Source organism: Marinobacterium profundum (assembly GCF_001528745.1).
In the GTDB taxonomy this organism is placed as follows: domain Bacteria; phylum Pseudomonadota; class Gammaproteobacteria; order Pseudomonadales; family Balneatricaceae; genus Marinobacterium_A; species Marinobacterium_A profundum.
This window is the reverse complement of sequence record NZ_BCNS01000206.1, coordinates 1-26,061: the sequence shown is the minus strand read 5'-3', so window position 1 is coordinate 26,061 and position 26,061 is coordinate 1. Positions and strand designations below refer to the sequence as shown.

Genomic DNA, 26,061 nt, shown 5'->3' with positions numbered 1-26,061 from the left:
TCTCGGACAGCCTCCTAGGCGATAATCGGCATGCAATCGAGGTTAATATTGCTTGGGATAAAAACATGGAATGGCTCTGCTGGAGCCATCTGGAGTGTTCTGTGGGGTGAGCCTAACTCAATTTTGCTCACCGACTCGCTGGAATCAGGCAATTCTCGCGCAAAAACGCAGGGCGTCAAAAAAGTGTAGAATGCCGCCGTCAAGGATCACATAGCAAAGAATGCCCATGAAATTCAAATCGGATGATATTTGTACCAGTCGCAAGGCGGCCGAAATGCTGGGTGTGTCTGCGCGCACGGTGCAGCTGTGGGCGGATGCCGAAGTTATTGAGAGCTGGAAAACGCCGGGCGGGCATCGTCGCTTTAGTCTGCTGCAGGTGGAAAAGCTGGTGCGCGAGCTGCAGGATGGCAAAGGGCCGGCCCTGTCTGATTCGACCGCCGGAGCCGACGCATCGCGCAATGCGCCGGTGCGAGTGCTGGTTATTGATGACGAAAAAGTACTGTTGCGACTTTATGAGCTGACGCTGAAAAGCTGGCAGCTGCCGCTAGAGCTGCACCTGTCGGATAATGGCTATGGTGGCTTGCTGAGCGTGGGTCAGGTCGAACCGCAGTTGCTGGTGCTCGATTTGAATCTGCCGAATATTGATGGTTTCAGTATTATTGCCGCGCTGAAACACAGCGGATTGCTGGAGCGTATGGAGCTGATGGTCATTTCTGCACTGGAGCCTGATGAGGTGTTGTCGCGCATGCCGGTCGGTGTCGAGTGCCAGGTGCTGCCAAAGCCCATTCCGTTTGATGACATCAAACGGCGTATTGAGCAGATTCTGGAGCGCCAGCGCAGCCGCTGATCGTTCGCGTTTTTAATCTGCCCAGGCTAACGGGTGTCTCCGCTTGGGCATCCATCCAAAGCCGTTGCGCCGGGTGCTGTAAAACCTGCTTATTCTGCTGCTGTCCTGAGATTTGTATACTGCTCTAAAGCTCGCCTGGACGTTCATATGCTGTTTCTGCGGTGGGCTTTATGTATAGAGTCAGGTTATTGAGCGACAAATTCGGAAAATATAGTAATATACACATATTCTGATTTTTCCGGATTTGTGCGTTATGCGATTAAATTTCTTCCAGCGGCTGCTCGACCAGCTCCATGGCAGAGTCGCCATTATTAATCATACCGGTACCCTGTTGCTGGTGAGCGAATTGGCTCAGCGCCAGTTTGCCCTCTCGCCCGGCCTGCAGCTTGAACTATTGCACCGCGAGGGTGACCGAGTCCTGATACGCCAGCCGGTAACCCAGCAATTGCATTCAGCTCTTGCCATTCGCTGGCTCAAGCTTGAGTTCCTGCTGTTTCAGCATCAACCGGATGCAGTCCCGGATGCCCCGGTGAGCAAGGAGTCAGAGTCCCAGCATGGGCTGGTCAAGTTCTGCTCCAGCCAGGCGGTGCAGTCCTGTCTTGAGCCGCAGCAGCTAAAACAGTTGCAGCAGCTGCTGCAGGAGGCTGCGCCTGATGCGTCTGACGCGGTATTGGCGACGGATCTCAAAGGCGCAGCGGTGGATCCGCTGGTCTTGGTTGGGCGGGCCTTCGGTCCGGCACTGGACGGTGTTGACGAATTCTTTCTGCAGGCGCCCAGCGCGCTTGGAACCATCAAGGGTGAGGCAGAGTTGTTGGCCTCGGCGTTGCGTACATTGGCGGTTGAGCTGGTTAGCCAGCATCGCAGCAGACGCTTGCTGGTGCGTTTGCATCAGACTGAAGGCGAGTTGCTGATCACCGTGCAGGATATTGGTGACCTGCAATTGCCGCGCATGACACTACTGAGTACCGATGCTGTGTGGAGCGAGCCGATGATGCACAGTCCTGAAGCCTGTGCCGTTATAGAGCGACACGGTGGTTACCTGCGCATGCGCGGGGATATGTCCCAGGGGCGCATCACTGTCAGTCTGCCGGTTGCGGTTAAGAGTGTATTTAACTGAATTTTGCTGCGGATTGCGGCTTATTCGACCTAACTCCTCAGGTACAGAGCAGGCCTGTCAGGCCTCTGCGACCAAGCGCGTATCGGCCATTTGGGAGAAGCATACAGCACAGTTGCGACCCTGACGCTTGGCCTGATAAAGCGCAAGGTCGGCATGCAGAATCCAGTCGGAGTAGTTCGTGGTGTTGATGTCTGTATTGAGCTCGGCAACGCCTAAACTAATCGTTGCCGGGCTTTCTGATTGAAGGTGGTTAACTACATGCTGGCGTGCTTTCTCGGCCCGGGCCAGTGCTTCGACTGCACTGCAGTTGGGTAGCAGCACGCCGAATTCATCACCACCATAGCGGCCCAGGCAAGCGTCGTGCTTGAAACATTCCTCTAGCAGGCGGGCCACCTGACGAATTACATCATCCCCGGCACCGTGGCCAAAGCGGTCATTTACCTGCTTGAAATAATCAATATCCAGCATAATCAGACTGTATGCATGGGGCTCGCTCTGACTGCGGGTAAAGGCGTCGGCGACGCGCTGCTCCCAGTGCTGGCGGTTATTGAGTCCAGATAACCCGTCGGTACGGCTGACAATTTCAAGCTGCTTGCGCTGCTCATTGGCGGCAAGGGCGAAGCGATAGGCGCTGTAGCCGATCAGCAGCGGATAAAATAGCAGTATCGGCAGGCTGGCCAGCAGGGTGAGCAGCGAGGGTTGCAGCTGCAGCGGTATGTCACTTAGTAGCCAGGTAGCTATGGCGGTTATCGTATAAATAAGGATGCCTTTCAGGCAGCGGCTTTTGCCTCCAAGGGACAACAGCACCATGCCCAGCATGGCAAATCCCATGGCGGATGTCAGCAGATTGAAGCCCATCATGGCAGTCCAGAAACCACACTGGGCTGCATCAAAATGCTGATTTTGCTGTTCAGCCAAATAGGGGTTGCTGTTGCGACAGGCGCGCCAGTAAGCCAGATGTGGCCAGAGAAAACCGGTGAAAACGATCATTAACCAGCTGCCAGGGCCGACGCTCTGTTCGTACAGAACCGAAGCAACGCTGATGGCGCCCAGAATAAATCCAACGCTGCGCGAAGGGTAAATGCGTTTGATCAGTTGCAGGCCACGCGTGTACTGGGTCGCGTCCATCATCCTTAATGCAGTCCTGTCGGCGCTATATTGAAAATCCGATTTGCAGTATAACCCTATTTATCAGCGTGCAGGGGCACCAGGCTCGCCCAGGCTTTTAAGTCTGCCCCGGGTTTCTATTCCTTGCGACTGTTGCTGCCTTTCTCCTGCCGGTATAGCAGAACCCCGGCAATGGCCACAGCAATGGCAACGATGACCACAATCAGAGTTGCCAGTGCATTGATCTGAGGGCTGACACCAAGGCGCACACTGGAATACACCACCATGGGCAGGGTGGTCGCGCCGGGGCCAGAGACGAAGCTGGCAATGACCAAATCATCCATCGACAGCGTAAAGGCCAGCAGCCAGCCAGCGACCAGGGCCGGGGCAATAATCGGCAGGGTAATGGCGAAAAATACTTTCAGTGGCCGGGCACCGAGGTCCAGCGCCGCTTCCTCCAGCGATCTGTCCATATGGGCCAGGCGGCTGCGCACCACTACAGTAACGTAGGCCATTGAAAAGGTAATGTGGGCCAGGGTGATGGTGGTCTGGCCACGGCCGGCGGGCCAGCCGATCAGGGTTTGCATGGAAACAAACAGCAGCAACAGCGAAAGCCCGATAATGACGTCTGGCAGGACCATAGGGGCTGTCACCATTATTTCCAGGCTGGTTCGGCCGCGAAAGCGTCGATAGCGTACCAGCGCCACTGCCGCCAGGGTACCCAGCACGACGGAGGCGCTGGCGTTAATTGCGGCGATCTTGATGCTTAGCCAGGCGGCGCCGAGTATCTGCTCGTTGTGCAGCAGCTCGCTGTACCATTTGGTGCTGAAGCCGCCCCACACCGTTACCAGTCGGCTTTCATTAAACGAATACACCATCAGGCTTAAGATAGGCCCGTAGAGGAAGGCGTAACCAAACAGCAGTACCGTCATTAGCAGGGGCGCACGGCGGAACATTACTGAGCCTCCTGGTTGCGCTGTTCATAATGGCGCAGCAGCATGAACGGAATGATGAGCACGACCAGCAATACCGCGGCCAGCGCCGAGGCCAGCGGCCAGTCCTTGTTGCTGAAAAACTCGATCCACATCAGCTTGCCGAGCATCAGGGTATCGGGGCCGCCGAGCAGGTCCGGAATTACGAATTCACCCATCACGGGAATAAATACCAGCATGGCGCCGGCCAGCACACCGGGCATGGATAGCGGCAGGGTGATGCGCAGAAACTGTTTCCAGGGACGGCAGCCAAGATCTGCCGCAGCTTCGAGCAGGGTCAGGTCCAGCCGAACCAGGGTGGCGTAGAGCGGCAGTACCATGAAGGGCAGGTAGCTATAGACAATGCCGATATATACAGCAAACGGCGTGTGCAGCATTTCCAGCGGTGTGTCTATGATGCCCAGCCCCATCAGCAGCTGATTGATCAGGCCGTTGTTTTTCAGAATGCCGATCCAGGCGTAGACCCGTATCAGAAAAGACGTCCAGAACGGCAGTATGATCAGCATCATCAGTGGCAGGCGCCAATGCTGTGGCGCCCGGGCGATGGCGTAGGCCATGGGGTAGCCGAGTAGCAGCGTCAGCAAGGTCGAGAGACCGGCGATTTGCAGGGAGCTGAGCAGGGCCTTGAAATACAGGCTGTCTTCCAGCAGTAGCTGATAGTTGCCCAGGTTAACGGCGAGTATCAGCACGCCGTCCTTGAATTCGCGTATCAGATCAAGATAAGGCGGCTGCGCCAGTACTGACTCGGACAGGCTGAGTTTGAGCACGAACAGGAAAGGTAACGCAAAGAACAGTCCGAGCCAGAGCCAGGGCAGACCTATGATCAGGCGCCGGCCTGTGAGTGCGCGCTGGGCGCCTGGGATACTCATTCGGTCAGTACCGAGCAGCTGTCGGGGTGCCAGCCGAGCAGAACATCCTGCCCCCAGCTTAGGGGTTGCTCCGCCAGTGCCTGGACATTGGACTGAGTAAATTGCACCTGCTTACCGCTGGGCAGTTCGGCGTGGTAGATCGAAATGCCGCCCAGGTAGGCGATTTCCTTGATGCGCCCACGGACCAGGTTGGGGCTCTGTTCGCCGGGGCTTAGCAGGCGCACCTTTTCCGGCCGTACAGCCAGGGTAAGTGCCATGCCGGGAAGCATTTTTTCGCTGCTGCGTACCAGCAGATCTGCGCCTGCCTCGTCGCAGCTCAGGCGGACTTCGTCGCCGTTCTGCTGCAGTACGCGGGCCTCGAACAGGTTAATGGAGCCGATAAAGGAGGCGGCATAGCGGGTGACAGGGAATTCGTACAGGCGCCTGGGAGCGTCCAGCTGCTCGATCTGGCCGTCACGCATCAGGGCGATGCGCGAGGACATAGTCATGGCCTCTTCCTGATCGTGGGTGACGACGATAAAGGTAGTGCCCAGGCGCTCCTGAATATTGACCAGCTCAAACTGGGTTTTCTCGCGCAGCTTTTTATCCAGCGCCCCCAGGGGTTCGTCCAGCAGCAGAATGCGCGGGTGGCGTGCCAGGGCGCGTGCCAGGGCGACGCGCTGGCGCTGCCCGCCAGAGAGTTGGTGCGGCTTGCGCTTTGCCAGCGGGCTGATCTGTACCAGCTCCATCATTTCAGTTACGCGCAGGTTGCGTGCGCCGCGGGCCATGGGCGTCTGTTTCAGGCCAAAGGCAATATTGTCCGCCACGCTCATGTGGGGGAACAGGGCATAGGACTGAAACATCATGTTGACCGGCCGCTCATAGGGCGGCACCAGGGTCATGTCCTGACCATCGATCAGTACGCGGCCGCGATCCGGTGTTTCAAACCCGGCCAGCATGCGCAGCAGGGTGGTCTTGCCACAGCCTGAGGGGCCCAGCAGCGAAAAGAACTCACCCTGCTGAATGTCCAGACTGACATTGTTCACCGCGTAGCTGTTACCGAAGGATTTGCTGATGCCCTCCAGCCGCACAGAGGCTGTTGTGGAGGCGGTATCTGCTGCGCCTGGCGCTGGTGATGTTTGTGTCATTGCCGCTATCTGCTTCCTGAATCAGAAATGCCCCCGAGGGGGCATTGTTGAGGCTGGATATTGGCCTTACTGGCCGGTTTTTATCCGCGTCCAGAGGCGGTTAATCGCCTTGGTTTCGCGATTGCTGGGTGTTTTCAGTGTAATAAAGCGCTCGCGCGTGGCCTGGGGCGGGTAAATGCCGGGGTCCTGGCGTACGGCTTCATCCACCAGGTCCGTGGCCGCCGCGTTGGCGTTGGCGTAGGCGACATAGTTGCTGATCGGGGCAATCACATCAGGGCGCAGCACGAAATTGATAAAGCGGTGCGCCGCATCACTGTTGGGGGCGTCGGCCGGAATGGCCATAACATCGGTCCAAACCACGGCGCCTTCGCGCGGCACCAGGTAGGCGATCTCGACGCCATTGCCGGATTCCTCGGCGCGGGCCTTGGCCTGCAGTACATCGCCGCTGTAGCCGTGGGCGGCACAGATATCACCATTGGCCAGATCGTTGATGTACTGCGAACTGTGGTAGTAGCGAATGTTCGGCCGTACTGCATTTAACACCACAGCGGCCTCGTCCAGAGCCGCGCTGCTGTAGTCGTGCGGCGCCTGCCCGATATAGGCCCTGGCGGCTACCAGCACTTCGGTGGGGTCATCCATCAGCGAGATGCCGCAGCTGGCGAGCTTTGCGGTGATGGCTGGGTCAAATACCAGGCTCCAGCTGTCCAGCGGCGTATCGGTGCCCAGCAGTTCGCGTACCCGGGTCAGGTTGATGCCAAGACCGGTGGTGCCCCACATGTAGGGCGCCAGGTGCGCGCTGTCGGCGTCGATATCGGCCAGGGAGTTCAGAATAACCGGATCCAGGTTGGCGTAGTTGCTCAGTTTGGTCTTGTCCAGCGGCTGGAAGATGCCCGCCTTGATCTGGCGGTCGGCAAAGGGCCTGGCGGTGGGAAATACCAGATCGTAGCCGCTGTGGCCGGCCAGCAGTTTGGCTTCCAGCACCTCGTTGGAGTCATAAACGTCGTACAGCACCTTGATGCCGCTTTCCTGCTGGAAGCGCTCTATGGTGTCTTCTGCGATATAGTCCGACCAGTTGTAGATATGCAGTTCCTGCTGCGCAGAGGTCTGCAGTGAGGCCCCCAGCACCAGGCCGGCGACAAGCGTTTTGAGTATGGAAGTCGTACTTTTCATCCACTCGGTTCTCCGGGTGTCAATTGAAAATGGTTGGCGCAACGGCTGTGGCCAACAATAGACGCCGGTGTCGATGAGCGCCTGATTTGAATGCCGAATATGAACAATCCTCATCAAAAAAACCAATGTTTTTTGCAACCACTAGGTACAGTTTTTAGCTGGGTGCACCTTGTTGTGCCCTCCGGCTATGCTTGAGCTTGAGTCATATACGCGAAGGAGACAAAGATGCCCTATAAAAATGCACTTGAACTGGCGCGGGCGGTACAAGAAGCCGCCATCCTTGCGGCCCTGCAGGGGTACGAGAACGCTGCCATCAGTGGGCTCTGTCACGAAGGCGCCTGGGAGGCGGCAATTAGTGCTATCCGCATGATGGATCTCGACGCCCTGGTCGCAGGTGAACTAACGCAAGTAGGGCAGTAGCCCTGATTCATAGGTCTTAAGTGCTTGTGAGCAAGGCGCTTGGAGTTAGTCCGACAGGTAGTACTCGACGGTGGTGACCACCCGCAGCTTTTTGATGTGGGGGTTGTTGCGGTCCCGGTCCGAGATCGAGAACTGGCCCTGTTGTGCCGAGCGAATCTTGCCAAGGCGGCTGTCGGAGTCGGCGGCGAATTTTTCAGCCACCGCCCGCGCCTCGCGGGTTGCCTCCTCTATCATGTCGGGCTTGACGTCGTTCAGGCGATTGAACAGATACTCGGTGCTGTTACCGTATTGATCACCCGTCAGGGCGATGCCACTTTGCCCCAGCTCCGCCAGGTCCTGCATCACCGAGCGCACCTGATCGACGCGTTCGGAGTAGACGGTGACCGTTTGGGTCGCGCTGAAGCGCTGGCTGTAGTTGCCATCGCCATATTGCTGTACCTGCTTGTCGATCACAGCCGGCGGGGACAGGGTGATTTCACCGGGCTCGATACCATGCAGCAGCAGGAAAGCACGAATTTGCTCTGCGTGTTGCTGCTGGCGCCTGTAGAGCGTGCTGAGGTCGTTGTCCACGACGCTGAACTGGATCGGCCAGAGCACTATATCGGCCGGATACTCCCGCTCCGACAGTCCTTTTACCGTCACGGTGCGCTCAGTTTCCTTGACGCGCAACGCGCCTTCTCCAAGCAAATACCCCAGGGCTGCAAGTCCCAGTGCAATGCAAAGGCCCAGCAGCAGAGCGCCGCTTCGCTGTGTCGAACTCATCTATCTCTCCCTGATCAGTTGAAAGCGAAAAGCTCATATTGTCACTTTCATCTGAACAGGCCGTGAATTGTCCCTGCTTTTCGCATAGACAGGGTGCTCGCAGGCTAAGATCTTGCTGCAACGAGGTCGTCGATGGATGGCCACGGTATACTGGTAACCCGTGCAACAGCAGGAGGTAATATAGATGCAACACTGGCTGTTCAAGACAGAACCCGATGTGTTCGGTATTGATGATTTGGCCCAGTCGCCCGATCAGACCGCGCGCTGGGATGAAATACGCAACTACCAGGCGCGCAATTTTCTGCGTGATGAAGTGCAAGTCGGTGATCAGGTCTTTATCTACCACAGCAGCTGCAAGCAGGTGGGGATTGCCGGTGTTGCCGAGGTGGTGCGTGCCGCCTATCCGGATCCCAGTCAGTTCGAACCTTCCCATGCGCTTTTTGATGTGAAAGCGGCTCCGGGATCACCGCGCTGGTTTTGTGTGGATATTCGCTTGCGGGAGTGTTTCAGTCGGGTGATACCGCTGCGTCAAATCAAGGCAACAGCAGCTCTGGCCGATATGACGCTTGTGCGACAGGGGCGTCTGTCGGTGCAGCCGGTCAGCGCTGCGCAATGGCAAACCGTACTCGAATTGCGTTAATTTCTGAATTTACTGAATACTCTTCCGAGTTTTGCTGGTTATACTGACATATAAAAGTGCTCTGGCTGAACTGCTGTAGGTCGCTGTACGGCTACCATAATCCATGTCGGGCAAATTTTTGTGATTACGGGAGCACCTGCACGCATGATATATCGCAAGGCCGCAGAGGCGTTCGGTGGGTTGCTGCTACCTTATATCGGAGTGTTGCTGGTGGTGTTCAGCGGCATACTGGGTACTGAATACGTGGCGCGTCTGGCCGCCGAGCGTGATCGTGAATCGGTAAAGCTGGAAACCCAGGTGGAGCTGTCGGAACTGCGTGCCTGGCTTGAAAGTGAAATCAACTCGGTGCTTTATCTGACCCGCGGCCTTACAGCCTATGTGGTAGCGCGCCCGGATGCACCACCGGCGGAGCTGGCGCTGGTGGCGCCTTACATAGTGCGCGGCAGTGAACATATCCGCAATATTGGCCTGGCGCCGGATAATATCATCAGTTTTGTTTATCCGTTCACCGGCAATGAAACTGTGCTGGGGCTTGATTACACCAAGGATGAAACACAGTGGCCCGCCATTCAACGCGCTATCGAGCACGGTGACATGCTGGTGAGCGGGCCGCTGCGGCTTGTTCAGGGCGGAAGTGGCCTGATTGCGCGCAGCCCGATCTACGTGGATGAAGGCAAGGACAGTCGCTACTGGGGGCTAGTGTCGACTGTGATTGATATGGATTCGCTGCTGCAGGCTGCCGGTCTGAATGATAATCCAAGAGGCATCGCGCTGCGCGGAACTGATGGTCAGGGTGCCCGCGGCGAGCAGTTTTTCGGCCCGGCCGGGGTGTTTCAGAACCCCCATGTGCTGAAGCAGTCAGTCACCTTTCGCCACAGCCAGTGGGAAATAGCGGTCGTGCCCGACTACAGTTTGCAGGGGCATTCCGGTATGCGGGCAAAGGTGCTGTTGTATGGCTTGCTGCTGGCCATAGTAGCGCTCTTGCTGCAACTGATACGGGTGTTCCGGCGTGCCCGTCACCAGGCGACGGTTGATGCTCTCACAGGGCTGCCCAACCGGCGCATGCTGCTTGAACGTGCCAATCAGCTGATCGCCCAGACCCGTCGCAATGACAGCGGTTTTGCCCTCTGCTATGTCGACCTTAATGGTTTCAAACCGGTGAATGACTACTATGGGCATCAGGCCGGCGATCTTGTATTACAGGAGATAGCGTCGCGTTTGCGTCGGGCGCTGCGAGCCGTCGATACAGTGGCGCGTACCGGCGGCGACGAATTCGTGCTGCTGCTGCCCGGCATCGAGTCGCCAGAGCATGTGGACGCGGTACTGCAAAAGCTCTCCGCCGCCCTGCGAGTTCCGGTACCTTATGGTCGCCAGAGTATAGTCGTGGGTGCCAGCATGGGCTGGGCGCTCTATCCGCGCGAGGCGGACGATCTGGATGCACTTATGGCGCTGGCGGATAGCCGCATGTACGAAATGAAGGAAAATCTCAAGGTCGTGGCCCGCAGCGCCAAGGTGCACACTGCGGTGCGCTAGACCCTCGCCAGCAACTTTCAGTAACCCAAGCTGCTATCGACACGGGGCACGAAGAGGCCTTGTTCGAGCGACTGTATATCCGTGGCAATTTGTCCCAGCGACTCGCCGATCAGGGTTGGGGCGGCTATATGGGGCGTAATGATGACATCGGCTCTAGTCCAGAGCGGGTGATCACTTGCCAGGGGCTCAGTGTGAAATACATCCAGCAGGGCGCCACGCAGGTGTCCGCTATCCAGCGCGCTGTTCAGAGCGTCTGAATCTACCGTGGTACCCCGACCTGCGTTAATGAGTACGGCTCCCTGGCGCAACTGCGCCAGTCGGTTGGCATCTAGCAGATTGCAGGTTTGCGCAGTGCCTGGCAGCAGGTTGATCAGCACGTCGCAGCGTCCGAGAAAATCACCCAGATGCTCCAGCCCGGAGTAGGTATCAACGCCCTCAATGCTCTTGGGGCCGCGGCTCCAGCCCTGTACCCGATAACCCAGCTGCCCAAAGCGCTGTGCAATTGTCTGGCCCAGGGCGCCGAGTCCCAGTACACCAATGCAGAGGGCATTGGGCGCCAGGCTGGCGTGGGGTTGCCACTGCCTTTGCTGCTGTTGGCGCCGGTAATGGTCGAAGTTGCGCCCAAAATGCAGCACGCCGTAGTGGACGTAGTCGAACATCCAGGGGTCCATGCCAGCATTGCGCAGCTTTATAATAGGTACTTCGGCGGGGCGACCCGGCAGGCGTAGCAGGGCATCGACGCCGGCACCCAGGTTGAATATGGCTTTCAGCTTGTGCTGGCTGGCGAAGAGTTCGCGCGGCGGGTGCCACAGCAGGGCATAGTCGGCTTGCCAGCGCTTATCCAGTTGGGATGACCATAGTTGAATATCGCTGTCGGGCCAGGTGCTGCGCATCGCGTCTAGCCAGTCATCAGTCGCAAGTCCCTGGCCGTAAAACAGAATATTCATGATCAGATTCCCGGTTGTTTTATGTCGGCGTCCAGAGCGCTTAGGCGCGCCGGGCTTTGTCAGTAGCTATAGGATGCTGACAAGGATCCGTAACTGTGTCCGCTGGACTGGCCCTTGAATTCGCGACTGCGGTGTACCCGCGCAAAGGATAGTTTCCAGCGCTCGAAAATGGCCGATACGCCTATGGCTGCTTCACCCACCAGCGGTTCCTTGTCGATCGAATGGCTGTTGCGCCAGCTGTTGCCATCCAGAAAAATATCCCGCAGTACCCAGCGACCATCGACGGAAATGAAGCCATGCAGGCCCCAGCTGCCGTAGTAGCGCGGGTCGCGTCGTCCGGGAGCACTGTTATCGCCACCGGGGCGCAGGGCCGAGGTACCAAAGTCATCGGGCAGATGCCAGCCGGCGCGCAGTTCTGCGCCTGTGTTGACATAGGTGGCGACGTTGCCAAGGCTGGCACCGCCGTGCCAGATGAAATCCATGCCCAGCCCTGAGGGGTGGCTTTCGGTTCGGCTGCGTGCCTTGTGTTCGTAGACCAGCTGCAGGCCCGGCTCATTCTTGATCTGGTTATCCCAGCCCTGGAACTTGTCAAAACCGCGCAGCTCGTGGATAAAGTCCTGCGCTTGCTGGCCCTGCGCCACAGGGCCGACAAAACCCAGATTGAGTTCCACTGAATTCAGCTTGTTGCGTGTTTTGGCATGATAGCCCACACCGCCGTACAACCAGGCTCCATAGGGGCGGTCGTTGAGGTCCAGAGTGCTGCGCTCGCTATCCTGGGGGGTGAAAATTTGCTGCCCCAGTGTCAGTACTATATTGCGCCGCACGGAGTCGATGCGCGATTCAGGCACCGGGTAAAAGGGCTCGAACCAGTCGTTCACGGTCAACACCCAGCCAGGCAGGCGGGGGTCGTAGAGGAAGTTGTCGATATCCGGGGACACGGCGGAAAAGCGGATGCCGTTGGTGTAATTTTGATCGGTTTGAGCGAAGAGGTCGTTTTCCAGGTAAAAATTGTAGGTCCAGGGTTCGTCTTCTGTAGCCAGTACAGGCCATGACAGCAGTAATGACAACAGGCCTGCCAGGAGGGCTTTCATTCGCATGGGCTCGACTCAGTTAAAATAGCTGCGGCGGGTTTTCTTGCGCAGTTGCCGCCATACCAATGGCAGCAGAACGACGAAGAGCAATAGTGACAGGTGCGGCACTTGCAGACCGAACAGGTTCCAGTCTGTGCCGCTGGCGCAGCTATCACTCAGGGCCTGGGTGATAGATTGCAGTGCTGAAAGGGCATCGGGTGGCGTTGCCACCGTGCAGTCAGGCGTAGCAGTAGCGTTGATCCAGGCATGTTTCAGGCTGGTGGACAGGCCGGCAATGAGCAGCAGCAGGTTCAGCCCGGATAGCAGACGCTGTAGCCAGGGCCTGGGATTGAGTATCCAGCCAATGGCGAACAGCAGCGCCAGGCAAAGGAAAATGAATCTTGTCAGGGTGCACAGCGGGCAGGACTCCAGCCCCAGTTCCCGCTGCAGGTAGAGCAGGGCGAACACCAGCGCGCCGGCACAGATGCCTAAACCGATAAAGTTGCTCAGACGATATGACATGCCGGATGTTTCGGACCTGGGAATCACGCTGAGTCCTTTCGTTTCAGTTCAATGGTAGTCTGGCTTACTTGCGCTGCCAGGCGCCAGCCTCGGTTTGGATATACTGACCATTGCCGGTTTTTTGCTGCAGACGCTGGCCGATGCGCAGCTCGATGATCTGCAGGTCAACGCCCGCACTGCTGGCGCTTTCCTGATAGGCCTGCTTGCGTTTGCTGTTGATGTCGGCCACCAGTGCCTTGACGTCTCCAGACGGATTGCTCACGACTATGCCGAGATAGCCGTTGCTGCGCTCGCCAATCAGCCCCTGGCTTTTGGCATCATCCAGTGACAGCGCCCAGGCAGATGTCACCAGCAGACTGGCGGTAAGAGCAATAAGTGACAGCATAGATTTAAATGTGTTGTTCATGGCAACTTCCTTAGAAGAGATTGCTGTTTTCTTCGAGCAGAGAATCGATTTCCCTATCTACCTTGACCAGAATTTCATGTTCAATTTTTACATTCAGGTTGATGGTGATCGGCTCATTGGGCATGGCGACCTGCACGGTGGGCGTGCATGCGCCGAGCAGAACGCCGGCCGCGAGCAGCGAGGCCCTGGGCATTAATCGGTATAGGTACATGTGCGTGTCTCCTCCAGGGCTCGCCAATACTGTGACTGCGAGTCAGCTATCAACGGTAACGCTTCTCGATCGATTCCGTCAATTTGTCCGTAAATTGCAGCGTCTGCATCAGTGTAAGCAGGTTCTGCTCGATATTGATGCTGAAATCGACCGGTCTGCCATTATTCCAGTCCGGGTTTCTGCCCTGCAGCCGTGTATTCATCAGGGCCGCGCCGTTGGCATCGTATTGCAGCTTGACCGACAGCGCCTCGTACTGAAAGTTTTTCAGCGCCTTTAGCGCCATGGCCATGCCCTGATGAGCCTGGCCCAGGGCGGCCACCTTGGCATCAGGGACAAAGCGAATTTTGCCCGGGCCCTCGCTGGAGATCTGGCCATCCCGCACCTGAAATCCGCTGGCGTCAAAGGTCAGCGGCAGTCGGCCGGACAACACACCTTCACCACTGAGGCCTTTCTGCTGCTGCAGCTCAAGTACCTTTGCCAGTTGCAGATGCTGCAGTTTCAGTTCAGTGCTCAGTGTGGGGGACAGGGGATTTATCGCAACTGAATCAAGTGCCAGGGTGCCACCGAGCAGATTTGCTGTGAGGCTGTTCAGCTGCAGGGCGGGTGTCTGTGCGGGTGTTTGCTGATAGTTATAGTCCAGCGCAATGGTCTGCAGCGGGAAGCCGGTATCCAGGCGCTCTACCTGCATCTGGCCGCGGTGGAGCAGCAAGCCGTTGTGGCGCAGCTCCGTACTGGACTGCCAATTGAGGCCCTGAACTTCAAGGGCGCCCCAGTGTGCGGCCAGCTGATCGGTGTGCTGCTCCAGCCGCAATGCAAGGCCACGGCTGTTGATGTTGGCGCTGCCATTATGGTGCAGCACGCCTGCGCTGACACTGAGCTCCGGTGGCGCCGGGGGATAATAGCGGTTCCATAGTTGTTCGGCCTGTTGCAGTGCCAGCGGGCTGGCCTGCCAGTGAATATCACTGACAAAGGGTGACAGGCGGGTGCTGGCGCGGCCCTGCAGCTTGAGTGCAGGATCCGCCAGATCCAGTGTAAAACGATTGCTGAGCATCGAATTTTTGAGTTCAAAGCGGCTGTCCAGTGCGGCCAAAGGGAGACGCTGCCCCGGCATTTGCCAGTTGATCTCGGTGATGCGCAGCCGGCCGGTGGCGCTGTATTGCTGCAGGTCTAGCTGACTGATATCGAGCCGGATCGGGCTGAGTTTGAGCGTGCCGCGGGCGTGCTGTAGCGCAGGGCTTTGCAGCAGCAGCCCAAAGGCGGGTAATTGCAGTGGCTCAGGGTCGGGCTCGCCCAGGGGCCAGGTCAATTGCAGCGGGGTCTGTAGCTGAGCGCTGGCACGCACGGGCGCGAACCCTGGAAGAGTCAGGCCGCTGAGGTCAGCCCGACTGCCGGCAGCCAGGCTAAAGCTCAGGGTGCCTGCTGCAAGGCTCAGGCTGGCATCCAGCGGCAGTTGAACACGCTGCAGTTCTGGCCGATTCAGACCAAGCTGCAAGGCGCCGCCGAGCTGTTGTTCCAGCGTCATTTGCTGCAGCCATTGGGCGCTTGCAAGTGTAAGAGGCAGGCGCAGCAAGCCTTGGGCCTCAATACGGCCCTCTATGACGGGCATCTCGTCGGATAGCAATTGCGCGGATAGCTGTTCGCCTAATAAAAGGGGGCTGGGTAGCTGTTGCAGCCAGCGCAGGGTGCCGGCCAGCTCAAGTGATTGCTGCAGCTGGACTTCCAGTTGCCCGGCGTCCTGGCGCAGCTCGCCACTAGCCCGGTAGATGGGCTCGCTATCCTGCAGCAGGCTCAGCTCAAAGCGATTGTCCTCATCCAGTGTCAGGTCGAGCCAGCCCAGGGCACTGTCGTTTTCAAATAGCTGCATGCGACTGTGTAGTCGGCCCTGGTACAGGTCAATATTGCCGCGCAGGCCCCGGCTGGGCTGGCCCTCGGTTTGAAGGCTGAGATCGAGCTGGCCGACCTGCAACCGGTCGGCCGGTGCCAGTGCGAGCCAGGCGGCGGGCAGCAGCGGGCTCAGATCCAGCGCGGGTGATTCAGGCGCACTTCCTGGCTGTGTTTGCAGCTGCAGTGTGAGGCTTGAAATGCGCACGCTGTTCAGATGCAATTGCCCGATCAGATCCAGCGGGTCGTACTCGATCAGGACGGGGCCTGATTCGAGGATGATGCGCTGTCCGTTCTGCTGCTGGCTGAGTCTAAAGCTGCGAATCTGCAGCCGGTTCCAGCCCGGGTAGTCCAGTTCGATACGGGGTTGCTCAATGCCGCGAGCCTGCAGCCAGCGTTCGATACTGTAGCTGGCGAGTCTGGGCAACAGCGCGTACAGCAGTGCGAGCAGCAGCAGGGGTGTCAGTAGCCAGAGGGCCGGTCGCATGAAATCTCCGAAGTCGGGGCCCCTCAGGGCGTGGTGGCTCTGATAGCAGGGACTCTGTGTTGCTGGATAAATTCACCCAGCAGGCGAAATTCATCGGCCCGGGCGGCCTGGCGGCGCCACATCAGTCCGATGGAACGCTGTACGCCTGACTCGGCAAATTCACGGGTTTGCACATCAGTGCCTGCGAGTATGGGGGTCTCCAGCGCCATGCGGGGCAGCAGGGTGATGCCGATGCCGTTTGCCACCATCTGAACCAGGGTATTCAGGCTGGTGGCCTGGTAGGGCACCGACAGGGTTGCGCTGGTGAGATGACAGGCGGCGAGGGCGTGCCCGCGCAGGCAGTGGCCCTCTTCTAGCAGCAACAAATCCTGCCCGGCCAAATCCCGCGTGCAGAGTTTCTCAACCCGATTCAGCGGGTGGCTCGACGGGGACGCCAGCACAAAACCATCGTCAAACAGGTGCATGCACTGGACGGCATCTGCCGGGAAGGGAATGGCCAATAGCAGTAAGTCCAGATCACCCTGGTGCAGCGCATCCACCAGATGCTGGCTCAGATCCTCGCGGATATAAAGCTGAAACTGTGGATGCTCGGCGCGCAGGCGGTTGAGCAGGCCCGGCAGCAGGAAGGGGGCTATGGTGGGAATGACCCCCAGACGCATGGGGCCACTCAGCGGCGGCACCGCCTGCTCGCACAGGGCTGCCATATCATCCACGGCATTAAGTATCTCATGGCTGCGTGCCACAACAGCCGCCCCCAGATCGGTGAGCAGCACGCGCTTGTTGTTGCGCTCCAGTAGTACCACGCCCAGGTGCGCTTCCAGCTCTGAGATGCCGGCACTCAGGCTGGACTGCGATACGTGGCAGGCACGGGCAGCGCGGCCAAAGTGCAATTGTTCAGCCACGGCACAGAGGTATTTAAGCTGCTTGAAGGTCGGAGGGTGAGTCATCGGAAAATTCGATTATCGCGTAAGTATTTATCTATTGTACAGATTCTAGTTCGCTGCCTACTTTTTAACCAGGGCGCGGGGTCGTTAACGCCATTCGCCCCCTTAATCAGCGTTTTTCCATCCGTGTCAGGAGGTGCGTTATGTCGCTCAAAGGTTCCCAGACCGAACAAAACCTGAAGGACGCCTTTGCCGGCGAATCCCAGGCCAACCGCCGCTATCTGTATTTTGCCGCCAAGGCGGATGTTGAAGGTTACAACGATGTGTCCGCCGTGTTCCGTTCCACCGCAGAAGGTGAAACCGGTCATGCCCATGGTCACCTGGAATATCTCGAAGAAGTGGGAGACCCGGCGACCGGCTTGCCGATCGGAGCCACAGGGCTGAATCTCAAGTCGGCCATTGCCGGTGAAACCCATGAATACACCGACATGTATCCGGGCATGGCAAAAACAGCCCGCGAGGAAGGCTTTGATGAGGTTGCTGACTGGTTCGAAACCCTGGCCAAGGCGGAGCGCAGCCACGCCAACCGTTTCCAGAAAGCACTGGATGGCCTGGACGGCTGAGCCAGGGTGGCTTGAGGGGGATAGGTGCCGTCGGTGTTCCTGCCGGTTCGTGCAGGCAGCGGCGGCCTTTTTTGCGGGCGCTCCCTGTCAGACCTCCACAAGTGTCCCGCATGGGTGTACAGCGACTAACTTTCAGGTGACCGAGCCATGAGCCAGAGCAAGATAGCGCGCGAGGGCAGTCTTGAGGCGCCCACCCGCCACCCGATCGACTGGCAGTCGCCGGCTTTCTACGACAGCGCGGCCCTGAATCAGGAGTTGGAGCGGGTGTTCGATATCTGCCACGGATGCCGACGTTGCGTCAGTCTCTGTGATGCCTTCCCGACCCTGTTCGATCTGGTGGACGAATCCGACACCATGGAAGTGGACGGTGTCGACAAAGCGGATTACATGAAGGTGGCGGATCAGTGTTACCTCTGTGACCTGTGCTACATGACCAAGTGCCCCTATGTGCCGCCCCATGACTGGAATGTGGATTTCCCGCATTTGATGCTGCGTGCCAAGGCGGTGCATTTTCAGCAGGCGGGGGCGTCCTGGCGGGACCTGACGCTGACCAGTACCGACCGTGTTGGGGCTTTGGCATCGATTCCGCTACTTGATGTGACCGTGAATGCGATGAACGCCAACGCAGGTTTTCGCACTCTGCTGGAGAAATCCCTCGGCGTACACCACGAAGCGCCCTTGCCCAAATATCACAGCAAGACCCTGCGCAAGCGCGTTGCGCCACTGAAACAGAAGTTAAGCCCGCAGGAAATCAATGGTACTACCGGCAAGGTGGCACTCTTTGCCACTTGCTATGGTAATTACAACAGCCCTGAACTGGGGGAGGATCTGTTCCGGGTATATCAGCACAACGATATCCATATCGAGATGGTGCCGCGGGAAAAATGCTGCGGCATGCCGAAGATGGAGCTGGGTGATCTTGAGTCGGTTGCCCGTGCACGGGACTTCAATATTCCGCTGCTGGCCCGGCTGGTGGATCAAGGCTTTGATCTGATCGCGCCTATTCCCTCCTGTGTGCTGATGTTCAAACAGGAGCTGCCGTTGCTTTTTCCCGATGACGGGGAGGTGGCGAAGGTGCAGGCAGCCTTCTTCGATCCGTTTGAGTACCTGTGGCTTCGACACCGGGAGGGCGGGCTCAAGCTGGATTTCACCCAGGGGCTGGGAGATATCAGCTACCAGGTAGCCTGCCATCTGCGAGTGCAGAATATCGGTCTTAAAACCCGCGATGTGCTGAGTCTGGTGCCGGACACTCAGGTGCATGCGATTGAGCGTTGCTCCGGCCATGATGGCACCTATGCCGTGCGCACCGAGACCCGCGACAAATCGGTAAAGATTGCCCGCCCGGTGGTGCGCAAGGTGGAGCAGCAGCAAGCGGATCACTTCGCCAGCGACTGCCCCATGGCCGCGACCCATATCGCCCATCTGAGCGCCGGAGTGGATCATGCCGAACATCCCATCAGCCTGTTGCGCAAGGCTTACGGCATCTGATGCTGCTCTTATATTCCCTTGTACAGACTGGAGTCTTACCATGGACAAACTGACCCCGCAGGATCTCTGGCCACTGGAAACCTATGCCCGCATGCGTGGTGATTTTCGCGCCCGGGTGATGGCCCACAAGCGTGATCGTGAACTGCTGCTCGGTGAGCATCTGCGTCTGCTGTTCGAGGATCGCACCACTGTGCAGTACCAGGTTCAGGAAATGCTGCGTATTGAAAAGCTGTTTGAGGAGGCCGAGATTCGGGATGAACTCGACGCTTACAATCCGCTGATTCCCGATGGCTCGAACTGGAAGGCGACGCTGATGATCGAAATTGCCGATGTACCGGAGCGGCGTCGGCGCCTGCAGAGGATGGTGGGTGTCGAACATCGGGTCTGGATACAGGTGGGCACGCTGGAACCGGTATTCGCCATTGCCGACGAGGATATGGAGCGCAGCAACGAGGAGAAAACCTCCAGTGTGCACTTCCTGCGTTTCGAACTGAGCCCTGCGATGCTGAATGCCGCCATGCAAGGCCGGGCGCTGCATGCAGGCGTTGATCATCCGGCCTGCAGTATTGCGGCCCAGCGGCTTGATAGCGGGTTGCAGCGTGCGCTACAGGGGGATTTGGCCCCGCGGCATTGATGATGCGGGGCTTAAGCTGTAGGTCCTGCGATTAACGCAGCTTGCGCACCACGTTGACGCCGTCGCGCACCGTCAGGAAAATGTTTTCCACATCGGGGTCGGCGGCGATACGGCGGTTCAGTTCCACCAGGGTATCGTCTATATCGGACTCGGGCTGAATGACCTTGCCGGACCAGAGCATATTGTCCAGCACTATGAGCCCACCCGGGCGGGTCATGGTCTTGACCCGTTCGTAGTATTCAAGATAGCTGCGCTTGTCGGCGTCGATAAAGCTGAAGTCGAGCTCCAGATTCAGCGTTTCCAGAGTATCCAGCGCCCGGCCGAAAATCACCTCGATCTTGTGGCCGTGCTCGCTGCGATCAAAAAATCCCTGGGCGAATTCAATGGCCCGCGGATTGGTTTCACAGCAGATCAGGCGGCCGTCGTCGGGCATGCCCTCTGCGATTGACAGCGCCGAATAGCCGGTGAACATGCCGATCTCCAGCGCGACCTTGGGTTGCGCCAGCGCCACCAGCATTTTCAGCGTGCGCCCCACCAGCCGCCCCGACAGTTTCTGCGGCCAGCCCATGTTTTCGTTGGTGGCATCGATCAGTTCCTGCAGTAGGGCAGGCTCTGCGCCTGTGCTGATAAAGGCGTAGTCTTCAATGGCTTCGTGGACGAGAAAGTCGGTCATGGCAAGGCGCGCACTGTCATTTGCAAGGGGGCGCCATTCTAGCGTTTTTTTGGGCAGACTGCAGAGCCCAGTGCCACTGAAAGGCCGTTGCGGTTTAAGGCTATCTTTCCCTCAGGGCGCTTGTTTGGCACAGGCCCCCTTGGCCCGCTCAGGGCTGTGTCAGCGTCGCCCAGTCAAAGTCACGGATGCGTCTGGGCGCAATGTAGTAGATGAGCGCGCCGGGATGCAGCTCCATATCCAGTGGCGGGTTTATCTCGGGCTCGCCGTCCGCCTCCAGATCCACCGCGATCAGGGTGGCCTGGTAGTGCTCCTTCAGCGGCGCATAGAGGCGGCGGATGCTGATCGGTGGCAGGGGCTCGGGATAGCGCACCGAGTACTGGGTCATGCCATCACCTGCGCTGAGCAGCTGGCGGTGCAGGGCACTGGAACCCGGGTCCATGGCGGCCTTGACCATCAGCTCCACCGCGACCGAGGGTGTGCACTCGATATTGGGGCAGTGATGGCGCAGCAGCTGGCTCAGAGACTGGTCGCGAAAATAGGCGATGCTGTGGGCGTGTGGGTTGCGGCTGTGACTATAGAGCGCGGCGGCCAGGGTACTGTCATCCCGGGCGCAGTCGATGATGATGCTGGAGGCCTGGTCAATGCAGCAGCGTTGCATGTCGGCGGGGTCGTTGTAGGCCGATACGCGCACAAATTCGATTTCCCCCGGCAGCGGGTTCTCTATCTCGTCGCTGACGCACAGGCAGAGTGTGCGCCCAAGGTTCTGTTGCGCTTCAATCAGCAACAGGCGCAGCAGCTGCGGCGTGCGGTGCGGGTCCCAGCCGATGACCAGGATGTGTTCGTTCAGGTTCAGTGCCTTCATGCCCATAATGCCCTTTCTCCATTGGTAGGCGCTGAAGGCGGCTACTTTGCCGACTGTCAGCGCGAACAGGCCCAGACCGATTGGAATAACGAAAAATGCGCTAAACAGCTTGCCACCCATAGTGGCGGGTGACAGGTCGCCGTAGCCCACCGTCGAGGCCGTGACGATGAGCCAGTAGAGGTAGTCGGCGCCCACCAGTGCGGTTTCCCCCAGCAGGCGCAGTACCAGCCAGCACAGCAGCATATAGGCCAGCAGTGACATCAGCAGGCCCTGCCACTTCATTTCCTTGAAGTTGTGGTAGATCAGCTTGCGCAGGCGTTTGAACAGCAGCATGGCGAGGGTACTTTGCAGTTGTCTGTAAGGCGGTGGTGCCAGGGCAGGGATACTAACAACCCAGACCCGCGAGGTCGATGGCGGGGAAAACAAGGGCAAGCCTGACAGGCTGCGAGTGCTTCAAAGACTGGGGGTGAGGCGGCAAATCCCGTACAATGCGGCCGTCCATGACCTTACAGGAGCCTACCCCTTGGAACCCCTCGTATTATTCTTGCTCAGTGGTTTTGTTTCCATGTCGGCGGCCCTCAGTGCCGGGGCCATCAACAAGCTGCCCGATGAGCAGAAGCCGCAGTTCGCGCTGCAGCGTAGTGGCCAGCTGTGGGTGGTGATGATCGGCAACTTCGCCGCGCTGACGCTGCTGGGGGCTATGGCCTATGGCTTTCGCCTGCTCGACTGGTGGATTCCGTTGCTGTGCATTTTCCTGACCTTCCCGGTGGCGCACCTGGTGCTGCTGCAGCCGCTGCTTGGCCATGTACGCACACTCTTGGTGATGGCACCGCTGGTGCTGACCTCAATTGCAGCGCTCTATATTTACTGGTAGTGACAGATGAGTACTGAGGCGGGAGGGGACGGCTTGATCACGGTGCTGGGGTATGGCTCTTTGCTATCGCAACGTTCGGCGCTGGAAACAGTGCCGAGTCTCACCGGCTTCAGGCCAGTGCGCCTTCCCGGCTACAGGCGTATTTTTAACAAGGTCGGAGTGGTGTTTTTCAGCCGCCACGGCGCTGATGCTGCAAGTCGTGCGATTGCTTCCTGCTCTACCGAGGCGATGGCGGGCTGTGAGATTATCTGTTCGGCCTTCGACGTCCCCGAAGAGGATTTTGTCGCTCTTTATGAGCGTGAGCACCGCTATCGCTGGGTCGAGGTCAGGGCGCTGGATGAGGCCGGTATGCCCGTTCAGGGGCGTATCTGTACCAGCAGTACGGATATGGATTACCGCCTCAACAAATGCGTGACGCAGGCGGAGTACCATCGCCGCGTAGGTCAATATTACAGTGGCCCGCTGTGGCGCGATGATATTCTGCCTTATCCGCGCTACCTCGCTTTTTGCCTTGAGGCGGCCGCGTCCCAGGGGCAGAGTGTGCTGGATAACTTTATGGACAGCAGTTTTCTGGCGGACGGCTGTACCAGCATTCGCCAATATCTGGCCACCCTTGATCCGCCGCTGCAATGGCAGGGGAGCAGGGAGCAGTACAGCTATCGGGCGCGCTGAGTACTGCAGTTCAATAAGTTTTTAAGCAGATAATGTTGTCTATATATTCATTATGGTTTTTTGATGCGCTGCTTGATAAATCAAAATTAGTTATTGATTTGTTTGAGATTTATCAATATTAAATATTGATGTTTATTTTATTTATCAAAATTGGATTTTGATTTTTATTTTAACCATTCGCCATAAGCTGGCGATTTAATTAGCACCTGGGCCGGTAAAACTTTGCCGTCGGGAAAAACTATGGGGCTGAAAAACAAGGAGTTTTGCTAAAGTCCGGTAAAACATTGCCGATATAAAGGTGGCATGTACTGTTGTTTTTTTGTACATTTTGTTTCTGCCCCTTGCTATAACTGCAATTAGCAATAGGTCGATTGAAGTTGGCGTGGTTCTTGCGGTATTTAACCAAAACACCTTTTTAAACGGACTTAATCCACAGCGGATGATGGCAAGATGGTAACCCCTAACAATATGATTGTCGGACTCGACATCGGCACCTCCAAGGTAGTCTGCATGGTAGGTGAGATAGATCCGAACGGGCGTATTGAACTCGTCGGAATAGGGGCTCAGCCTTCGCGCGGTTTGAAGCGCGGTGTGGTCGTCAATATTGAATCCACCGTGAATTCCATTCAGCGGGCAGTGGAAGAGGCCGAGTTGATGGCCGGCTGCAAAATTCACTCGGTTACCGTGGGTATCGCCGGTAGCCATATCAGCAGTCTGAACTCCCACGGGATTGTCGCGGTGCGCGAACGGGAAGTGACCGAGCAGGACCTGGAACGCGTGATTGATGCCGCCCGGGCTGTGGCTATTCCCGCCGATCAAAAAATCATTCATATATTGCCGCAGGAATACCTGATTGATAACCAGGAGGGTATCAAGGAGCCGCTTGGGATGTCGGGTGTGCGCCTGGAAGCCAAGGTGCATCTGGTGACCGGTTCGATCAATGCGGTACAGAATATCGAAAAATGTGTGCGCCGCTGTGGCCTGGATGTGGATGCTATAGTGCTGCAGCCGCTGGCCTCGAGCTACTCGGTCTTGACCGACGATGAAAAGGATCTGGGCGTTTGCCTGGTGGATATAGGTGGTGGCACGACCGATATCGCGGTCTTTACCGGCGGCGCCATTCGGCATACGGCGTCTATTCCGGTGGCCGGTGATCAGGTCACCAACGATATCGCCATGGCGTTGCGCACGCCGACCCAGAATGCGGAAGAGCTGAAGGTTAAATATGCCTGTGCCCTGGCGCAACTGGCTGGTGCTGATGAGACCATCAAGGTTCCCAGTGTCGGCGAGCGGCCGCCGCGCAGTCTGTCTCGCCAGTCTCTGGCCGAGGTGGTGGAGCCACGCTACGAAGAGCTGTTTTCACTGATCCAGGCGGAGCTGCGTCGTAGCGGCTTCGAGGATCTGGTGGCCGCAGGTATAGTGCTGACCGGTGGTACCGCCAAGATGGAAGGGGCGGTTGAGCTGGCGGAGGAGATTTTCCACATTCCGGTTCGGCTCGCCAGCCCCACCGGTGTTCATGGCATGGAAGATATTCTGGGCAACCCTATATATGCCACGGCTCAGGGGCTGCTGCTCTATGCCAGGCAGAATTATAATGGTGTTTATTCAGGCCAGGGCGAAGCGTCTAGGCGCGAGCCCAGGCCCATTGAAGTGGCGGAACAGCCGGGTTTGGCGGCGCGAATGAAATCCTGGTTTCAAGGCAATTTTTAGTTTTTGTTCATCACAGAGCAGTCCATAACGTAAAACAGGGCGGGTGCGCAGACGAAGAAGCTGGCACCTTGCAAGGAGGGGATCAAAATGTTCGAACTCGCTGATAGCATTGCGCAAAATGCCGTCATCAAGGTGATAGGCGTGGGCGGCGGCGGCGGTAACGCTGTGCAGCACATGGTCAGTGCCGATGTTGAAGGTGTCGAGTTTATCTGTGCCAATACCGATGCACAGGCGCTGTCCGGGCTTGCCGCCCGCAGTGTCATTCAGCTCGGTGGTGATCTGACCAAGGGGCTGGGCGCCGGGGCTAACCCCGAGATCGGCCGTCAGGCCGCGCTGGAAGACCGTGAACGCATCGCGCAGATGCTCAGCGGTGCCGACATGGTATTCATTACCGCCGGCATGGGCGGTGGCACGGGTACCGGGGCTGCCCCCATAGTGGCTGAAGTGGCGCGCGAACTCGGTATCCTGACCGTAGCCGTCGTAACGCGGCCTTTCCCGTTTGAGGGTAAAAAACGCCTCAAAATCGCCGAAGAGGGCATTCGCGAGCTGAAGGAATGTGTCGACTCGCTGATTATTATTCCGAATGAAAAACTGTTGCCAGTACTGGGCAGAAACTGCAGCCTGATCAATGCCTTTAATGCCGCCAATGACGTACTCAGGGGCGCGGTTCAGGGTATTGCCGATCTGATTATCCGCCCCGGCATGATCAACGTCGATTTCGCCGATGTGCGCACCGTGATGTCCGAAATGGGCATGGCGATGATGGGAACTGGCAGCGCCCGCGGCGAAGGTCGCGCACGGGAAGCCACTGAAGCGGCCATCAATAGCCCGCTGCTGGAGGATGTCGACCTCAAGGGTGCGCGCGGCGTGCTGGTGAACATTACCGCAGGGCTCGATCTGAGTCTTGGCGAGTTCTCCGAAGTCGGCAGTATTGTTGAGCAGTATGCCTCTGACAACGCCACCATAGTGGTGGGTACGGTTATTGATCCGGAGATGAGTGACGAAATTCGCATCACCGTGGTTGCGACCGGGCTGGGCCAGGTCCAGCAGCAGGAAGTACGGGTCGCAAATGGCGGTACCGCCAGCGTGACATCACGTCCGGGCCCCGGCAAGCCGACCACCGACTACAGCCAGCTGGAGCTGCCGACAGTGCTGCGTAATCGCGCCGATGAGCGTGCTGCCCGCGCGGCCCCTGTCGCTGCGACCGAATCGCCGGCTCAGGCGTTACAGCGTACCGGCACCGATGATATGGACTTCCTGGATATCCCGGCGTTTCTGCGTCGCCAGGCCGACTAATCCGACGGCCCATTGTAGTCTTGTCTGCAGCGGCCTTGCTTGTTCTATAGGGCCGCTACCCTTCTTGCATGATCTTTGAGGCTGCCCCGCCAGGGGCAGCCTTTTTTCTTGTGGATTTCTTGTTGTTTTCGTTGGCTTTACGCGGGCCTACGCTTTCGTCACTAGGAGGCTGTCCGAGAATGCTGGCCGTAGCGAGAGCCGACTGATTTGAGCGGGTTTTTGCGGTGTTTTAAGGCG

At 58.0% G+C, this 26,061-nt stretch carries 27 protein-coding genes; 12 read left to right on the top strand and 15 right to left on the bottom strand.

The features are described from left to right. The first annotated feature begins 226 nt into the window (after positions 1–226). Both MPRO_RS22490 and MPRO_RS22485 read left to right on the top strand, forming a co-directional pair. Positions 227–847, top strand: a complete 621-nt coding sequence (locus MPRO_RS22490) for a response regulator (RefSeq protein ID WP_067298552.1) — start codon at positions 227–229, stop codon at positions 845–847. Positions 848–1,100: 253 nt separating this feature from the next. Next, positions 1,101–1,964: a hypothetical protein gene (locus MPRO_RS22485; protein ID WP_067298550.1), complete on the top strand. Its 864-nt coding sequence runs from the start codon at positions 1,101–1,103 to the stop codon at positions 1,962–1,964. 57 nt (positions 1,965–2,021) lie between these two features. On the opposite strand, the gene MPRO_RS22480 is transcribed toward MPRO_RS22485, so the two are convergent. The 5 genes from MPRO_RS22480 to MPRO_RS22460 all read right to left on the bottom strand — a co-directional run bounded on the left by MPRO_RS22480 (position 2,022) and on the right by MPRO_RS22460 (position 7,229). Then, positions 2,022–3,095 (bottom strand): diguanylate cyclase, encoded by a 1,074-nt coding sequence (locus tag MPRO_RS22480; protein WP_067298549.1) that lies wholly within the window; start codon positions 3,093–3,095, stop codon positions 2,022–2,024. 113 nt (positions 3,096–3,208) lie between these two features. After that, the gene (locus MPRO_RS22475; RefSeq protein ID WP_067298427.1) at positions 3,209–4,027 is read right to left on the bottom strand and encodes an ABC transporter permease subunit; all 819 of its coding nucleotides are present in this window, start codon (positions 4,025–4,027) and stop codon (positions 3,209–3,211) included. Next, the gene (locus tag MPRO_RS22470; RefSeq protein WP_067298426.1) at positions 4,027–4,932 is read right to left on the bottom strand and encodes an ABC transporter permease subunit; all 906 of its coding nucleotides are present in this window, start codon (positions 4,930–4,932) and stop codon (positions 4,027–4,029) included. The genes MPRO_RS22475 and MPRO_RS22470 overlap by 1 nt, the downstream gene beginning before the upstream one ends. Next, positions 4,929–6,059: an ABC transporter ATP-binding protein gene (locus tag MPRO_RS22465; protein ID WP_067298425.1), complete on the bottom strand. Its 1,131-nt coding sequence runs from the start codon at positions 6,057–6,059 to the stop codon at positions 4,929–4,931. Before MPRO_RS22465 ends, MPRO_RS22470 begins: the two co-directional genes overlap by 4 nt. A gap of 66 nt (positions 6,060–6,125) precedes the next feature. Beyond that, a complete protein-coding gene (locus tag MPRO_RS22460; RefSeq protein ID WP_067298424.1) occupies positions 6,126–7,229 on the bottom strand; it encodes a polyamine ABC transporter substrate-binding protein in 1,104 nt (367 codons plus the stop codon). A gap of 225 nt (positions 7,230–7,454) precedes the next feature. Here MPRO_RS22460 and MPRO_RS22455 point away from each other — a divergent pair, with 225 nt between their 5' ends. Then, on the top strand, positions 7,455–7,649 hold the full coding sequence (locus tag MPRO_RS22455) for a hypothetical protein (protein WP_216821357.1): 195 nt from the start codon (positions 7,455–7,457) through the stop codon (positions 7,647–7,649). A gap of 45 nt (positions 7,650–7,694) precedes the next feature. Here MPRO_RS22455 and MPRO_RS22450 read toward each other — a convergent pair whose 3' ends face one another. After that, on the bottom strand, positions 7,695–8,411 hold the full coding sequence (locus tag MPRO_RS22450; protein WP_067298423.1) for an SIMPL domain-containing protein: 717 nt from the start codon (positions 8,409–8,411) through the stop codon (positions 7,695–7,697). A gap of 184 nt (positions 8,412–8,595) precedes the next feature. Between MPRO_RS22450 and MPRO_RS22445 the strand changes: the two genes are divergently transcribed. Then, positions 8,596–9,051 carry an EVE domain-containing protein gene (locus MPRO_RS22445; protein ID WP_067298422.1) on the top strand — a complete coding sequence of 152 codons (456 nt, stop codon included), beginning with the start codon at positions 8,596–8,598 and terminating at the stop codon, positions 9,049–9,051. Between the two features lie 144 nt (positions 9,052–9,195). Next, complete coding sequence (locus MPRO_RS22440; protein WP_067298421.1) at positions 9,196–10,584, top strand: diguanylate cyclase domain-containing protein; 1,389 nt, start codon at positions 9,196–9,198, stop codon at positions 10,582–10,584. A gap of 17 nt (positions 10,585–10,601) precedes the next feature. On the opposite strand, the gene MPRO_RS22435 is transcribed toward MPRO_RS22440, so the two are convergent. The 7 genes from MPRO_RS22435 to MPRO_RS22405 form a co-directional block, all read right to left on the bottom strand. Continuing rightward, positions 10,602–11,531 (bottom strand): 2-hydroxyacid dehydrogenase, encoded by a 930-nt coding sequence (locus MPRO_RS22435; RefSeq protein WP_067298420.1) that lies wholly within the window; start codon positions 11,529–11,531, stop codon positions 10,602–10,604. 59 nt (positions 11,532–11,590) lie between these two features. After that, positions 11,591–12,622, bottom strand: coding sequence for a lipid A deacylase LpxR family protein (locus MPRO_RS22430; RefSeq protein ID WP_067298419.1), 1,032 nt, complete (start codon positions 12,620–12,622; stop codon positions 11,591–11,593). 15 nt (positions 12,623–12,637) lie between these two features. Then, complete coding sequence (locus MPRO_RS22425) at positions 12,638–13,123, bottom strand: disulfide bond formation protein B (RefSeq protein ID WP_067298418.1); 486 nt, start codon at positions 13,121–13,123, stop codon at positions 12,638–12,640. A gap of 64 nt (positions 13,124–13,187) precedes the next feature. After that, positions 13,188–13,529 (bottom strand): YdbL family probable chaperone protein, encoded by a 342-nt coding sequence (locus tag MPRO_RS22420; RefSeq protein ID WP_067298417.1) that lies wholly within the window; start codon positions 13,527–13,529, stop codon positions 13,188–13,190. A gap of 10 nt (positions 13,530–13,539) precedes the next feature. Further along, entirely contained in the window at positions 13,540–13,740 is a 201-nt protein-coding gene (locus MPRO_RS22415; protein WP_067298416.1) for a YnbE family lipoprotein, read from the bottom strand. Positions 13,741–13,789: 49 nt separating this feature from the next. After that, entirely contained in the window at positions 13,790–16,108 is a 2,319-nt protein-coding gene (locus tag MPRO_RS22410) for an intermembrane phospholipid transport YdbH family protein (RefSeq protein WP_067298415.1), read from the bottom strand. Between the two features lie 23 nt (positions 16,109–16,131). Next, positions 16,132–17,055 (bottom strand): hydrogen peroxide-inducible genes activator, encoded by a 924-nt coding sequence (locus MPRO_RS22405; RefSeq protein ID WP_067298414.1) that lies wholly within the window; start codon positions 17,053–17,055, stop codon positions 16,132–16,134. Positions 17,056–17,195: 140 nt separating this feature from the next. Here MPRO_RS22405 and MPRO_RS22400 point away from each other — a divergent pair, with 140 nt between their 5' ends. The 3 genes from MPRO_RS22400 to MPRO_RS22390 all read left to right on the top strand — a co-directional run bounded on the left by MPRO_RS22400 (position 17,196) and on the right by MPRO_RS22390 (position 19,737). Beyond that, positions 17,196–17,615, top strand: a complete 420-nt coding sequence (locus MPRO_RS22400; protein WP_067298413.1) for a rubrerythrin family protein — start codon at positions 17,196–17,198, stop codon at positions 17,613–17,615. Positions 17,616–17,762: 147 nt separating this feature from the next. Further along, entirely contained in the window at positions 17,763–19,103 is a 1,341-nt protein-coding gene (locus tag MPRO_RS22395) for a heterodisulfide reductase-related iron-sulfur binding cluster (RefSeq protein ID WP_067298412.1), read from the top strand. A gap of 40 nt (positions 19,104–19,143) precedes the next feature. Next, the gene (locus tag MPRO_RS22390) at positions 19,144–19,737 is read left to right on the top strand and encodes a DUF3501 family protein (RefSeq protein ID WP_067298411.1); all 594 of its coding nucleotides are present in this window, start codon (positions 19,144–19,146) and stop codon (positions 19,735–19,737) included. A 31-nt stretch (positions 19,738–19,768) separates the two neighbouring features. Here the strand turns inward: MPRO_RS22390 and MPRO_RS22385 are convergent, their stop codons facing one another. Both MPRO_RS22385 and MPRO_RS22380 read right to left on the bottom strand, forming a co-directional pair. Further along, a complete protein-coding gene (locus MPRO_RS22385) occupies positions 19,769–20,410 on the bottom strand; it encodes an O-methyltransferase (RefSeq protein ID WP_067298410.1) in 642 nt (213 codons plus the stop codon). Between the two features lie 148 nt (positions 20,411–20,558). After that, the gene (locus tag MPRO_RS22380) at positions 20,559–21,605 is read right to left on the bottom strand and encodes a potassium channel family protein (RefSeq protein WP_067298409.1); all 1,047 of its coding nucleotides are present in this window, start codon (positions 21,603–21,605) and stop codon (positions 20,559–20,561) included. 190 nt (positions 21,606–21,795) lie between these two features. Between MPRO_RS22380 and MPRO_RS22375 the strand changes: the two genes are divergently transcribed. From MPRO_RS22375 to ftsZ, 4 genes are all read left to right on the top strand, one after another. Then, on the top strand, positions 21,796–22,146 hold the full coding sequence (locus MPRO_RS22375) for a hypothetical protein (protein ID WP_067298408.1): 351 nt from the start codon (positions 21,796–21,798) through the stop codon (positions 22,144–22,146). A 6-nt stretch (positions 22,147–22,152) separates the two neighbouring features. After that, complete coding sequence (locus MPRO_RS22370) at positions 22,153–22,818, top strand: gamma-glutamylcyclotransferase family protein (RefSeq protein WP_067298407.1); 666 nt, start codon at positions 22,153–22,155, stop codon at positions 22,816–22,818. Between the two features lie 450 nt (positions 22,819–23,268). Beyond that, positions 23,269–24,528: a cell division protein FtsA gene (ftsA, locus tag MPRO_RS22365; RefSeq protein WP_067298406.1), complete on the top strand. Its 1,260-nt coding sequence runs from the start codon at positions 23,269–23,271 to the stop codon at positions 24,526–24,528. 87 nt (positions 24,529–24,615) lie between these two features. Continuing rightward, on the top strand, positions 24,616–25,824 hold the full coding sequence (gene ftsZ / locus MPRO_RS22360) for a cell division protein FtsZ (protein ID WP_067298405.1): 1,209 nt from the start codon (positions 24,616–24,618) through the stop codon (positions 25,822–25,824). Positions 25,825–26,061 lie beyond the last annotated feature (237 nt).